A 14582-nucleotide genomic window follows, 5' to 3' on the forward strand; every position below is an offset into this window, starting at 1 on the left:
TTAGCGATTAAAAAGTTAAACTTACCCCGGCATTATAAATTTTAATTTGCGGATAGTAATGTCCCGAACCGTTCGGCAGCTCGGGGTCAAATATTTTAACCTTATCAAAAGTTAAGAGATTCTGACCGCTCACGTACACCCGCAAATTCTGCAGTTTTACTTTTTGGGTAATAGCCGCCGGCAGGTTATAGCCAATTTGCAGGGTTTTTAACCGGAGGTAATTGGTGTTGTAAAGCCAGTAAGAATTTTGTTGGGTAATCCAGTATTCGCGGTTATCAAAAACCCGGGCCACGTCGGTGTCGGTATTATCGGGAGTCCAGCGGTTCTGGACGTAAGCCACCGGAAAATTACCAATTAACCCCGATTCCGTACGCACATACTGGTTGGCACCGGCTGCACCTTGCCACAGCATAGATAGATCGAAATTAACGAACTGGAAACCCAGATTCAGGCCGTAAGTCCATTCTGGAAACTGCGATTTATTAAACCGCGTCCGGTCTTTGGCGTCTATTTTGCCGTCTTCATTTACATCCCGGAAAATTACATCGCCGGGGCGGGCACCGGCCATGTGGGGCATGCTATTTACCTCATCTACGTCTTTAAAAATGCCCATGGCCTCGTAATACAGGCTGGAGCCAATCCGGGTACCGGTATACTTTTGGTAATCAGGCACGTTTTCGGGCTCATCCCAGAATAAAATTTTATTACGGGCAAAAGAAACCGTACCGGTAGTGTTCATATTTAATTTACCAATGGTTTTCCGGTGGGTAAGTTGGGCATCAAAGCCTTGGTTTTGCACAATACCCAGGTTTTCGTCGGGCAGTACAATACCGGTATATTCTGGCACCGAGGCCGAGCGGGCAATGAGAATATTGGAGCGTTTGGTCCGGAAATAATCAATCTCCAAGCTTAAGGCATTGTTAAAAAACTGGTTTTCGATGCCAATATTAAAATTATTGGCTACCTCCCAGGTGATATTCTGGTTAGGAATTCGTACCGGGTAAATAGAGGCCTTTAAGCCTAAATTGTTGCCAAAGATAGCGCCGGCGCCAAAACCATAGTTACTCAGGTACTGGAAACGGGCCACTTTGTCGTTACCCATTTGCCCCCACGAACCCCGGATTTTAAAGAACTCAATGGCACTGATATTATTCTTCCAGAAGTTTTCGTTAGAAACTACCCAGCCGGCCGAGAAGCCCGGAAAAAAACCAAATCGTTTATCGCGCGGAAAGTTCTGCGAACCATCGTAACGCCAGTTAAAATCAAATAAATAGGTATCTTTAAACTGGTACGAAACGCGGCCAAAATAATTTTTGCGGGCTTCTTCGTAGCCCGAGCCCGTAATGGTTCTTTCGTCCTGACCGCCGGCAAATAACTGATCTACCGCCGGCGAAATAAAGTAGCGACGCGAACCCGTAAAATCGTTGCCTTTTTCTTCGCTTTGCTCATACGCTACAAAAGCACTTACATTATGCGAACCAAAGGTACGGGCATAATTAATTTTAGAGTTAAACGTAATTTGCTGGCTGTGCACAAACGACTCCGTTAGGCGCGGATCGCTCACGCCGCGTTCGGCCGAATTAAGCACCGGATTGTTCTGGCTGTCGAAACCACCAAAGGAGTAAAGGGTCCAGGGTTTAATAAAGTTCTTCTTATGTGTAAGCTCTTTACTGGCCGCCAGATTACCATCAATAGAGAGGCCTTCTACCCAGGGTAGTTTAACATTGTACCCCAAAATGGCATTTATCAGGTTTATGTCGTGGCGGTTGTACCCAATGGTATTGGTAGAGGTTACCACCGGGTTGTTGCCGTTTTCAATATCGGGGCCGGGTAAGCCATTGGGCCAAACGGCGGTTTCGGTAGGCCGGCCCCGCTGAATAAACCGGAAAATATCGTTGGCCCCCAGCGGCGGATAATTTTTATTGCTGTGCCGGGCTTGTACATCAAAATTTAACCGAATATTTTGGGTAACATCAGCATCTAAATTAAGGCGCAGGTTTTGTTGTTTGTAGTTGGTAGCACTATTGCGGTAAACGGCATCTTCGTAAATGGTACCTAAAGATACAAAATAACGCATTTTATCACCGCCGCCCCGTAACGATAAATTGTGCATATTTTGCAGAGAAACCGGTTTTATAACGGCCTTAATCCAGTCGGTATTGGGGTGGGTCCAGGGCGATGAGCCGTCTTTAAATTTCTGAATGTCTTCGGGGGTATATTTGGGCCGGGTGCCGGCGTATTCCAGAATTTCGTTCGTCAGCTGGGCATATAAGCCGGCATCGGCCATTTCGGGCATCCGGGTGGGCGTTACAAAGCCTTGGTTAAAGCTGTAATCGAGGGTGGGTTTACCGCTTTTACCTCTCTTGGTTTTAACCAGAATTACCCCGTTGGCCGCCCGGGAACCGTAAATAGAAGCCGAAGCATCTTTCAGCACCGAAACACTTTCAATATCGTTGGGGTTAATTTTATCCAGACCACCCAACAGGCTCGGAATACCGTCCACGACAATTAGCGGCGAGGTATCGCCCAGGGTACCCTGCCCCCGGATAAATATTTGGGAACCGCCGCCACCGGGTTCGCCGGAACGGTCGACGGCCATTACGCCGGCCACCCGGCCCGTTAAGGTATTGGTTACGTGGGTAGTGGGAGCTTGCTTCAGGTCGTCGCCTTTCACCATCGAAATGGCGCCGGTAACGCTAACTTTTTTCTGGGTACCGTAGCCTACTACCACTACTTCTTCCAGGGCTTTGGCATCGGTTTCTAACCTAATATTAATGGTAGAGCGGTTGTTAATGGGCACTTCCTGCGTTTGAAAACCCACAAAAGACACTACCAGCGTGCTGGAACCATCCGATACTGGCAAGGCATAACTCCCGTTAGCATCTGTAGCAGTTCCTACGTTTGTACCTTTAATTAAAATAGTTACACCCGGCAGGCTTTCTCCGGCATTACCGGTAACTTTACCGCTAATGGTTTGGGTTTGCTGTGCAAACACGGCTACGCCGTAGCACATGGCCAGCATGACGAGCAAAGCTGGTTTAAATTGATAAAGAGTTGGGGTAATTCTTCTCATAACTTACATTTTAGTTAGCACAATTGGTTTTAGGTTGAAACTTCATAAAATGAATCCAGAAAAGGTTATGACACAGCATGTTTGACTAAAAGAATAACTGCTGCAGCACAATCTTTTCCCTTTCCGGAAGATTTGGATTTACCTTCTTCAGATAATGGGTGGGCCGGTAATATTTTGCTCAGAAACTTACAGTAACCCTTTAGATGGGGCAAAAGTAGAGCACAAGTTTACAGTAAAATCGGGTGGAAGCAGATTTTACAATACTTTAATATTAGATTAATAAAGTATTAAGGATATAATAATATTAACTTAATAGTATTTAGTTGACAGCGGATAAACTGACTTTTATACATCGGCCGCTTGCAGAGGGATTTTTGTAGTAGTTTAGACATGTTTTTAATTTTAGTGGTGGATAATAGGTGTTCGTGCGGAGTAAACAGGTTTGGTAGTTAACCCGTTTTATTTGTTTTGTATAACTTGGCTGCAGTTTGCTTCTTTAGCATTAAGTCTAAATAATTGCAGGTGGAAGTTACAGTCAGTTTAGAATAATAACACACAATAATTTTGCTATTGTGAAGGGGAGTAAAAGGGCATAAATCTCCCTTTTGCGGGTAGTAAGTACTTTTGGTAACCGTAAGACCAACGCAAAAAAGTGTAGCGTTCGTTATTAGCGGATTAGAATACCGCTCTAATATATAAAAAAATATTAACCCAGCTGTAGTTTTTACAACTGGGTTAATATTTTAAATTACATTTTAAAATATTTCACAAAAGAGTAAAGTTTATTTTAAACTTCACTCAGAGGCTTACTTCCAATATTTAAGAGAAAACCTTAAATAGATATCCGCTTAAAATTATTCATATTTCAACCACGACGTGGCTTTACAATCTTTATCGGCCGTAAACCGAATCCAGCGGGCTTGGAAAGAATCCGGGAAAGTATAGTCGATGGTTTTGCCGGCCGGTACAGTAATTTCTTTGTAAGTCATCCAGGGGCCGTGGCCAATGGGTTCTACTTCTACTTTAAAGACTATGGGCTGTTTCGCGTTGTGCGATAAGGTTAGTTTGCGTTTGTCGTAAAAGCCAATCAGGTATGGGTCAGAGGCAATTCCTTTTTTAACCGCTGAATTTTTCCAGGGGCCGCCTTCACCTTTGGGTTTGCCTAATTTCCATAAATCATCAATGGTACCGGCCCAAATATTGGCTTTGCCATCGGCAGAACGAATAATATGTTCGGCATTGGTTTTGGCATTAGCCTCAATGCCGGTCATGACTAATAAACCGCGGTACGAAGCATAATCGTGGATGGCTAAGTTATGCGAAGAAACCGGTCTGATTTTGGCAAAACCATCGGCATTTTCGGCTGGCAACTCATAGAATGTACCGTGGGCATTTAACAAATCGCGTTCGGTGGCTACTTCGCGGCAAATCCGGAGCAGGTTATTATTTGTCAGGTTGGTAAACTGGCGGTTACCCAAAGGCAAACGCCACCGGCGGCCCTGGTCATCTATTACCAAAACCGAAGATTCCTCTATGGTTAAAACTTTACTGGGAATAGCAAATTTATCGCGGATAAACTGGGCCGTTTTGGCATCTTCTTTTTTTACCAGGTTCATGTCGCCGTCCAGTTCGTAATATCCGCTCTCGGTAAATTTACCATTTGCAATATTGCCGGCCAGTAAGCCCAAAGCCCGCCGGTTTTCGCCTAAACCAACCATTAAGCCGCCGCTGTAATTATTATTTGCTACGCTAGTCAGGCCCTGGAATAAAGCATTGGCGGGGGTATTGAATTTACTTTCGTCGGTGTAAGAAAAATGCGCGGTAGCTTTGGTGGCTTTATCGCTCGATACCCGAATCCATTCGCCTTTTTCGTTGGCAGTAAAAGGTAAAGCAATGGCTTGGCCGGGTTCGGCTTTTACGGTTTTAAGGGTTTGCCATTTTCCTTTTCCGTCCGGGTCTACTTCTAATTTAAAGGTGGCGGTGGTGGTGCCTTCGTTTAATAACCAGGCCATCCGGTTTTTCCAGCCCGAAAATAAAAAAGCTTCGGAAGGTTTATTTGCTTCTATCGGCTCCGAAAGCCAAACGGCTCCTTCGGCCGTATTGGGGCCTAATTGATCGGGCAGTTCCTCGGAAGTAAACCAAAGATTAGAATTAGATTGGCCCGGCCCTTCGATGTTGCCTTTGGCTTTGCGTTTATTCAAAAACTCTTTCTGCGCCGAGTCGTCACAGCCAAAAACCAAACCATCCTGCCAGCGGGTAAAATCGCCGATAACTTTTAAATAAGCTGACCGGGGCCGAATACCCGCCGCATTTTTAGAGGTAAACGTGCCAGGAAATTTCCAGAACATGCCGTGCATGGTCATTAAATAATCGGGTTTGCCGGCAGTACCTATATCGCGGATGCGGGGCCACTCGGTGTTCCAGCCGTGGGCACCATCGTAGCTGTGGCTGGCTTTGGGTAAGCGGTAAAAAGACCAGCCGCCATTGTCGCGCACGCCCAGCAACACCGATTTATGATCCCAACCGGTAGCCCAAATGGGATCGGTTTGCGGATTAGCGTTGCCGTAAATACCACCGGGTCCGGTTACTTCTACAAACTGGTTGCGCCGTACTATTTTCCAGTCTTTCCCGTTCCACTCGGCCAAGGAACCCGCTTTAATATCAAATTTTTTAAGTGCCTCGGGGGTATCTTCGCCGTTATTAGAATAAACCAGTACACCTTGCCCCGAGTACGAACCTTTGCCGTGCGCACCCGGCAATAAAGGACTAAACTGCCCGGCATCGGTTTCTTTCCGGACGGTATTACCATCAACATATAAGGTTTTGGCCTTTAACGTATTTACGTCTATTTCATAAAAACCTTCTTCCATGGTGGCGTTATAAACCATTTCTTTGGGGTTGGTTAAGTGCCTAGCCGTAGCCGTAATGCGGCCGGGGGCGGCTCCTTCGCCTTTGTAAGGAATTACCCTAACCTGGCGGTTGGCATCAATGGCGTAAGGCCCGATAAATAACTGGTTACTTTCTTTGTGAATCATCCGGTTGGCCGGGGTGCCGCCAATACTCTCCTGCCGGACAGTTTGCTGCAAGTCGGCGGTTATTTCGTACAACTTATCCGAAGAACCAAAAGGCAAATGTGGCCCATAGGTAATAACATATAACCGGTCGGCCCAGGGCACTACGGCTCCGGTACCACACTCGCCTTCGTTGTTGTAATAAGCCAGGTGCGGATAGATGCCACTGAATACGGGCCTTTTTTGCTGCCCCAAAACCGGGGGCGAAATTCCGGCAAATACCAAGGCCAGAATACAGGAAAGCTTCTTTAATTGCATGCGTTAATATTGGTTTGAAAAATTAAAACAAATAGTTGGCTCACGATAGCCCCATCCGGCAGCCCTGCTTTGGTGCTAAAGCTGCCGGAATGAAATAATTTACTTCTGGCGCCTTATAGCGCCGCTTATGTTGCCGACGGTAATATTTTAGTACCCGGCGTTTTGCGTAAGACTGGCATTTACCCGCCGTTCGGTGGCCGGAATAGGCCATAAATATTGCTTTGTTTTATCGAAGTTGCGAATGGCCAAAACTTTTACATCGGCCTGAAACGCAGAATAATCCGGAATACCATCTTCGTCGATGGCCGGTACGCCGGGGAACGGCCATTTGGCGCGGTTCTGGTTGTTGGGGTCGGGTAAACCTACTACAGGCTTGGTTAAAGCTTTTTCGGCGATGCCCCACCGGATTAAATCCATGTAACGCAAACCTTCTTTGGCAAATTCTACGCGCCGCTCCCTTTTAATAATGGTTCTTAATTGATTTTTATCGGTGGTGGTAACGGCGGGGTAGTTGGCCGTTTGGCTTACATTTACGCCGTAGGCCCGGGCCCTTACCTGATTTATAGCATTTAGGACGGCCGCATCTGTTTCGCCTAACTCTACTTTGGCTTCGGCAAACGTGAGCAGCATTTCGGCGTAACGTAAAATTATTTCGTCGTTGTCTTCTACTAACCTATCTACCCAAGTTTGGTCTACTCCTTTTTTCCATAACAAACCATTGTAGCTGGCAAAAGGCGCCCGGCTCCTGGAATCGTTATTCGTAACCAACCTACCCGATTTATAATCTTTTACCTGTAAAGTATCGGGGTGCGGTTGATAGCGGTAGCCCAGCCAGTTACTACCTATTTCTACAATGGTTTCTTTTAACCTGGGGTCGCGTTGCTCAAATGGCCGGCGCGGGTTGTACAACGGCGATTCGTCGATGGGCAATCCATCAATAGCTTCGTAAGAATCCATGAGTTCCCAGGTAGGCAAAGCAGCCCCAAAACCGCCGGCATTTCTGGATAAATGATCCCGCACAATGGTACCTTGGGTAAAAACCCCTTGCGCCTGCGACTTAGGAACACTAATAATAATTTCTTTGCTGTTTTCGCCGGCCGTTAAAAACAATTCGCGGTAGCTGGGGTGCAAGGCGTATACGCCACCGGCCGCTAAATCCATTACGGCTTTGGCGGCATCGCGGGCTTCGGCCCATTTGCCCATATACAAAGCAGTACGGGCTTTTACGGCCAGGGCCGCCCCTTTGGTAAAGCGCCGCAGTTCGCCGGCACCATACGTGCTGGGCAAATTATTAGCCGCCCAATCTAATTCGCTAAAAACAAACTGCAGAATTTCGTCTTTGCTGGTCCGGGTAAGTTTATACGAATCTGCTAAGCTAACCTGGTCTTTTAAAAAGGGTACATCGCCAAAATGCGTTATTAAACGGCTATACTGGTAGGCCCTTACAAAACGGGCTTCGGCTTCCAGGCGGGTCATAATATTGGCCGGGGTATTATTTTTAGCCCGGTCTTTATTTGCCAGAAAACTATTTACCCGCGCAATTTGCTTATAGGAGTTGTTCCAGAAAGTTAGCACCGCGCCATCATCGGCATTAAGGGTACCATAAGTAACGGCGTTACCAACCTGTCCCCGGTGCCAGAAATTATCGGTGTATAGTTCGTCGTCGTTGCCAAAAAAGCCCGAACGATACAAATCGTTTACGGCTAATTCTAACTCGGTTTGGTTAGAATAAAAAGTACCCGTAGAACTTTCGGATAATGGATTTAAATCCAAATCACTGCAGCTTACCAGCCCGGCCAGTAAAAAAGCAGTTAAATATTTTATAGATTTCATAAAATTATCGCTTTAAAATTTAACAGATACACCGCCCATCAGGGTAGTTACAATGGGGTAAGTAGAGGCATCTACTTCAGGGTCCCAGCCTTTGGGGAATTTACTGAACGACTTTAAATCATTGGCCGCTACGTATACCCGCAGACCTTGTAACCGGATGCGGTTGGTAAATACAGCGGGCAAGTTATAACCCAGAGTCAGGTTTTTAATGCGGAGGTAAGCGCCATTGATGAGCCAGTAATCCGACATCTGGTAATTATTGCCTTCGGAGGCGCGGGACAACCGCGGATACTTGGCGCCTAAATTCTGCTCAGGCGTATTGCCCAGGCTCCAGAAATTACCGTCTAGTTCGGCAGGTACGTTACCAAAATTCTCCAGGAAAGGCTGAATGGCGGTATTACCCAGGCGGCTTTTTACTTTGCCTACTCCTTGCACTACCAAAGTAAAATCCAGGCCTTTGTAATCTACCCGAATATTGCCACCGTAGATGTAACGGGGTAAAGATCCGCCCAATAAAATTTTATCGCCTTCGGGGGTAATTTTACCATCGTTGTTTAAATCTACGTACCGGATATCGCCGGGCTTGGTGTTGTTATTTAATACAGGAGCATCTTTTACTTCTTCGGCGGTCTGGAATAAACCCGCCGACTTATAACCAAACCACTCGTTAAACTCACCACCTTCTAATTGAGCCTGGTCACCGCGCATTTGGGTTCCTTTAAGGTCTACAATTTTGGTTTTAGCGTCCGATAAGTTAAAGTTTACTGAGTAACCCAGTTCGCCAATTTTATCGCGCCACCCGGCGGCCAGTTCCCCCCCCCGAGCACTAACCATACCGGCATTCTGGTTGGGATTATCGTAACCCAAATAGCGCGGTATATCCAAAGCCAGTAAAATATCGCGGGTTTTTTTATCGTACACATCGGCGGTCAGTTGCAAACGGTTATCTAAAAACCCGGCATCAATCCCAAAATCAACCGATTCGGTCGTTTCCCAGGTAATATTTTCTACGGCATATTTTACCTGCGCCCCAGCGGTTTCGGCAGAGATTAGGCCTCCCCGGTAAAACAAGGCATTGTTAAACTGAATAGACGACTGGTACGGATAATTGCCAATGCGTTCGTTGCCTACTACGCCCCACGAGCCCCGCACTTTCAGGAAAGATAAAGGGCGGAAATTTTTGAGGAAATTTTCTTCGGAAATGGTCCAACCGGCCGAGAAAGACGGGAACAAGGCCCAGCGACGATCCTGGTGAAACCTAGAAGAACCATCGTAGCGCACATTGCCCTGGATGTAATATTTATCGCGGAAGCTGTATTTTAAGCGGCTAAAAACCGAACGTAACGCCGATTCAGAAGCATCACCGGCATTATTCCGCAACTCCTGGTTACCTAAATCCAGGTAAGGGAAATTGGTAATGGTAAATGAGCCGCGCGAAGCCGATAGCCCCTCGTTGTAATAATAATTTTCTTCGTAACCCAGCAAAGCATCTAACTGGTGAATCTCGCCAATATTTTTAGAATAATTGGCTAAAAGTTGTCCGTTCATAAAACGGGAATCCGGCCGGCCTTCGCTTAAGGTTGTATTGGCTTGGTTAACGTTTAAAATTTTACCCGGATCGGCTACATCGGAAAACCTAATAACCTTTGAAAATACTTTGGTTTTATCGAAGTTGAGGGTAGGCGAAATAATGGCCGTAAGCGAAAGATCATTAACCGGTTTAAAATTAAAGGCCAATCGGCCACCTAATTGGTTATAATACGCTTCGTTAAACCCACCGTCGTAAATTTGGGCTAAAGGGTTCCGGCCGTCTTTGCCGGGTGCCCAGCGGCCATCGCTGTACTTATCGTCGTAAAAGCCGGGCAATATCCGCGACGCGTAAATCGGGTTTTCGCCGGAAATATCTTCGTTATGGGTGCGTTTGTAAAATAAATCGAAATTGGCATTCAGGCTTTTATTGATGGTCATGTCGTTGTTAAGCCGGACAGTATAGCGGTCGTAGGCCCGGTTATCATACAATCCATCTACCTTAGAATAACTTAAAGATGCTTTGGTCCTGATTTTATCGGTACCAATGGTAAAAGACAAATCGTGCATTTGCCGGGGGGCATAATTTTTTAGTACCAATCTTTTCCAGTCGGTATTCGGAAATTTATCAGGGTCCTGGCGGTTGTTTTCCAGGTAGCTATCAATATGCTGCTGCGCATACAAAGCTGCCCCGCCATCGTTGGTCTGGTACTCGTTAAAGAGCTGCATGTACCGCACCACGTCTACATATTCGGGCAATTGGGTGGGGGTTTGTACCCCGTATTCGTAATTGTATTCTACACTGGATTGCCCGGCTTTGGCGCGTTTGGTGGTAACCAGAATAACCCCGGCTGCCGCCCTTGAACCATAAATAGCCGCCGAAGCCGCATCCTTTAACACCGTAATACTTTCAATATCGTTGGGGTTAACATTGTTGATATTATCGTTGGGCACACCATCAATAATAATCAATGGGTTGTTTTCGCCGATGGTGGTAATGCCTCTTAACCGGATGGTGGAGGTAGCGCCCGGTGCCCCGGAATTGCGGGTAACAGTTACGCCCGGAATACTTCCCTGCAACGCTTCCGAAACCTGCATGGCCCGCCGCTCGCCTACATCCTGGGCGCTAATAGATGATACCGCCCCGGTTATGTCTTTCTTTTGCTGGGTGCCGTAGCCTACTACCACCACTTCTTCTAAAGCTTTGGCATCTTCTTCTAACGTAACGTTTAAAGTACCGCCTGCTGTCGGCACGGCTACTTCCTTCGCCATGAAACCAATAAAAGAGAATATTAACGTACCGCCGGCATCCGGCACCGTTAAAGAATATTCGCCGTCGGCATTGGTAGTAGCACCAACCGTAGTACCTTTTAAAAGAACGGTAACCCCCGGTAAACCTTCGCCGGTTTTAGATAGTACTTTACCCGATATTACTTTATCTACGACCAACTTAGGCGCAACATAAACCGGCGGCACAAAAGCTTTCTCAACCGGCACCACGGGCTTTACCGGTACAATAATGTAAAACTTAGCTGAAATTTTTTCGAAGGTGAGCCGGTGTGGTGCCAATAACTGCCGCAGGGTTTCGTCGAGGCTGGTATTGGGCTTTAGGGCCGATTGAGGATCGGCCAGCAGCGGTGCCAGCAAGTCGTTGTCGTAGTTAAAGGTAAGGCCGTATTTGGTTTCAAATTCCGTGAGAATGGCCGTTATGGCTTTCTGGTTGCTTTCCTTGCGCGGGTTCTTTTGCTGGGGAATATTCCGGTTTAGGGCTGTAATTATCTGCGCCCGCACGGGCATCAGGTAAACAGCGCCCCAAAATACCAGCACCAATAGCGTTAGTTTGGGTAGTGGTTTGTACATGATTTTAATTTTTGTGGTGAATAATATTTATAAATGGCAGTTGGTAAATCCCGTTAAATAACCCTTGGTGAGTTATGGAGCGGAAAATATTAATTGGGAGCAATAGTCAGATTCTTTCCTTTCTTACTAATGGTTAGGTTAAATGATTTTTCAATAGCGGTTAAGAGCATATCAATCCGGTTAACTTCGCTGGAACCGGTGAAGCGTTTGGTGGCCAGGTGGGGTTCCTGAAAAGTTACTTTGTAACCGTAGGTATCTTGCAGGACCCGGGCAACCTCTAAGAGCGGCGTGTTTTTAAATACTACCCGGTGTTGCGCAAAAGCGCCGTACAAATAAGGATTGGCTACTTTTGTTTTCTGCAGGCGCTGACCGGTCCCAATAAGCACCAAATCGCCGGGTTTTAGGGTAGTAGCGGTTTTGATAACGGTACTTAATCCCGCAAACCCCGGTTCGGTAACGGCCACCTTTACTTTACCTTCGGTTAATACTACCTGCTTTTTCTGCGGCCGCCCGGTAACGGTAAACTGGGTGCCCAGAACTTCAACCTGTATTTTTTCGGCTAATTGTACCCGGAACGGCTGGTGATTGTGGGTTACCGCAAAATGGGCCTCGCCGTTTAAGGTAACAACCCGCGTGCCCGAACCGCTCCAGCTACGCGCATAGCCCAAGGTAGAATTACCATTGAGTACCACTACCGACTTATCTGGCAAAGTTATTTTCCGCACTTCGCCATAACCAGTAGAGACGACTACCTCCGGTGCATGGGTACGTTGTATTTGCCACATCCCCAAACCCGCCAATAAAATACCGATGAATATTGCCGCTACCCGGTACCAGGTAAACCAGGTAGTGGTAACTGGCTCCGCCTTGGGCACCAAAGGCACCACCGGGGCTTCCTGCGTTTGCGCCTGTATGTTTTGCCAGATGCTATCGACTTTATTTGCCGGCAGCACCACGGGTTTAAAATCCAGGGCCAGGAGTATTTGCCGGGCTTTTTCTATTTCACCGGCTTGTTGCGGGTGGTTGCGTAACCAGTTTTGCCAAAAAATATTTGTTTGAGCAGTAGGTTTAAATACCCATTGCTTAAAATCATCGTTGAGTAAGAAATCTTGCGCCGTGTAACCCGTATAATCCATAGGCCTCTTTTTAGATCTGCATCTATTAACAAAAGAGCCTTATCAGATATTTTACCTCAAAATATTTGAACTGTTTTTAATATTTGTTTTTAATGCAACAAGAATTTATATCATCAACAAAATATTCAATTTCTATCGCTATTTATTGAATATCCTCTAATATCTTTTCTTAGGAGACACACCATTATCGCACCTAATTTTCAGGTTAGACGTTCCCGGAAGTTATTTTCAAATATTACCTTTAGAATACCAGCGATAGATTACCTCTTGGTTAGTGCCCCAATATATGGTTTAGAATTTTAGATGAATATTGCTGGCCAGGAAGCGAATTGCTACCAGGAAAGCCTGGTATAGGGCAGGTGTTAGAAAGTAAGTAACAGGTAACACGATAAAACCAGCACTTGCAGGTAATCGCGCAAAACATCCAGCGCCCGGTAAATAAGGGTGTACGTCGATTTTACCGTCATGCCCATAATATCGGCAATTTCCTGAAAACTTAAGTTATCGTAGAACCGCAAATAAATGGCTTCGCGCTGCCTTTTGGTTAAGGTACTAAGCGCTTTTTGCATTTGCGCGTATTGGTCTTTGTCTGTTTCGGTAAGCACCAGTTGCATTTCCGGCGAAAGGTCGGCGGCGGGTTGGTCGGCGGCAAAATCTGTTTCGTTCTGATTGGTACGGGTGGCCGCTTCCTGGCTGGTTACCAACTTGCGGCGTAATGCTTTAAAGAGGTAATATTTTATGTTAGTTGTTTGCCCCAGATTTTGGCGGGTATGCCAGATGTAAATAAATAATTCTTGGATGCTATCTTCTACCAAAACCGAAACAGGACAAATTTTTAAGCCATAATTATACAGGGCCTGAATGTGCTGCTGGTAAATGGTGGCCAATGCCGCCTGGCTGCCGCCTTTAAATTGCGACCACAATTCACTATCGTTATCCGGCAAGGATAAGGCGGATGAGGCTGCAGATTGCAAAGGTTGGTGGGGCATCAGGCTTTTACCTTGGTAAAGTAATAATTATCCTTTTAACAGGCTAATGTATGTCTTTTAAAGCTAATTGTTCCGGGGCTTAAAAGCAACTTTAGGCACAATTTATTCTGCGCGGCAAACCTGGGTTTTAGTCCGGATTAAATGGCGTAAGATTAAATTAATATAAAGGCTGTTAATCTTCTTTGGTTGCAATAGCCCGGTTAAAAGCCGCTAAATATTTATCGATGTAAAATTGTTTTGATTTGGCTTTGTATTGCATCACAAACCGCGGGTGCTCCAGGGAGATTATTTCGCCGAAAAACTTATGTTGGGCATTCAGCTGGCGCATAAACTTTTCGTTTTTACCGGTGCCAAAAATAAAACAAATATTGGTGTGTATGCCCAAAGCAATTTGTTCCCAGATGCTCTGAACGATAAAATCCTGCACAGCCACCGTTAATTCTTTGCTGTCGTAGTAATTGAAGTTTACTTCGTTGCCGTTTTTACCGGTGGCCGTAAAACCCAAAGGGCAAATAGAATTAATGTAAAAATGTTGGTAAAATGCTTCGGGACCGCCAAAAGCCTTAATCACATCGTACACAAATACCGACGAAGGTTCGTGGGTTTCTTTACCGGTATACGGCAAACCACATTCGTTTTTCAGGCGCTTGGAGTCGGTGAAAGGCACGCCGGTAACGCCACCACCAAACCGACCTGGGTTAATTCCCAGAATCAGGTGTCGTGGTTGGTTATCTTGGTAATATTTCTGGTAAAAAGCTGATGAAATGGGCAGAATAGCCGGGTCTTCGCGAAACGGGTTCATAATCCGGATGCCCGCCGGTAACTCGCCCGTAAA

The 14582-nt window shown here is 46.1% G+C and carries 7 protein-coding genes; all 7 read right to left on the reverse strand.

Features of this window, described 5'->3' with window-relative positions:
- Positions 1–7: 7 nt before the first annotated feature.
- Positions 8–3073: a SusC/RagA family TonB-linked outer membrane protein gene (locus ACO1R6_RS11465; RefSeq protein ID WP_486264866.1), complete on the reverse strand. Its 3066-nt coding sequence runs from the start codon at positions 3071–3073 to the stop codon at positions 8–10.
- Positions 3074–3927: 854 nt separating this feature from the next.
- Positions 3928–6402 carry a hypothetical protein gene (locus ACO1R6_RS11470; protein ID WP_486264868.1) on the reverse strand — a complete coding sequence of 825 codons (2475 nt, stop codon included), beginning with the start codon at positions 6400–6402 and terminating at the stop codon, positions 3928–3930.
- 147 nt (positions 6403–6549) lie between these two features.
- Entirely contained in the window at positions 6550–8235 is a 1686-nt protein-coding gene (locus ACO1R6_RS11475; protein ID WP_486264870.1) for a RagB/SusD family nutrient uptake outer membrane protein, read from the reverse strand.
- A gap of 12 nt (positions 8236–8247) precedes the next feature.
- Positions 8248–11622 carry a SusC/RagA family TonB-linked outer membrane protein gene (locus ACO1R6_RS11480; protein ID WP_486264872.1) on the reverse strand — a complete coding sequence of 1125 codons (3375 nt, stop codon included), beginning with the start codon at positions 11620–11622 and terminating at the stop codon, positions 8248–8250.
- A gap of 89 nt (positions 11623–11711) precedes the next feature.
- Positions 11712–12758, reverse strand: coding sequence for a FecR family protein (locus tag ACO1R6_RS11485; RefSeq protein WP_486264873.1), 1047 nt, complete (start codon positions 12756–12758; stop codon positions 11712–11714).
- Between the two features lie 362 nt (positions 12759–13120).
- The gene (locus ACO1R6_RS11490; protein WP_486264874.1) at positions 13121–13747 is read right to left on the reverse strand and encodes an RNA polymerase sigma factor; all 627 of its coding nucleotides are present in this window, start codon (positions 13745–13747) and stop codon (positions 13121–13123) included.
- Positions 13748–13919: 172 nt separating this feature from the next.
- The coding region (locus ACO1R6_RS11495) for a uracil-DNA glycosylase family protein (RefSeq protein ID WP_486264876.1) at positions 13920–14582 on the reverse strand (663 nt) is incomplete at its 5' end.

The organism is Adhaeribacter sp., assembly GCF_057359045.1.

Excerpts from the sequence above, each read along its gene's own strand:
- ACO1R6_RS11465 (WP_486264866.1), bottom strand. The coding sequence starts at position 3,073 with ATGAGAAGAATTACCCCAACTCTTTATCAATTTAAACCAGCTTTGCTC.
- ACO1R6_RS11470 (WP_486264868.1), bottom strand. The coding sequence starts at position 6,402 with ATGCAATTAAAGAAGCTTTCCTGTATTCTGGCCTTGGTATTTGCCGGA.
- ACO1R6_RS11475 (WP_486264870.1), bottom strand. The coding sequence starts at position 8,235 with ATGAAATCTATAAAATATTTAACTGCTTTTTTACTGGCCGGGCTGGTA.
- ACO1R6_RS11480 (WP_486264872.1), bottom strand. The coding sequence starts at position 11,622 with ATGTACAAACCACTACCCAAACTAACGCTATTGGTGCTGGTATTTTGG.
- ACO1R6_RS11485 (WP_486264873.1), bottom strand. The coding sequence starts at position 12,758 with ATGGATTATACGGGTTACACGGCGCAAGATTTCTTACTCAACGATGAT.
- ACO1R6_RS11490 (WP_486264874.1), bottom strand. The coding sequence starts at position 13,747 with ATGCCCCACCAACCTTTGCAATCTGCAGCCTCATCCGCCTTATCCTTG.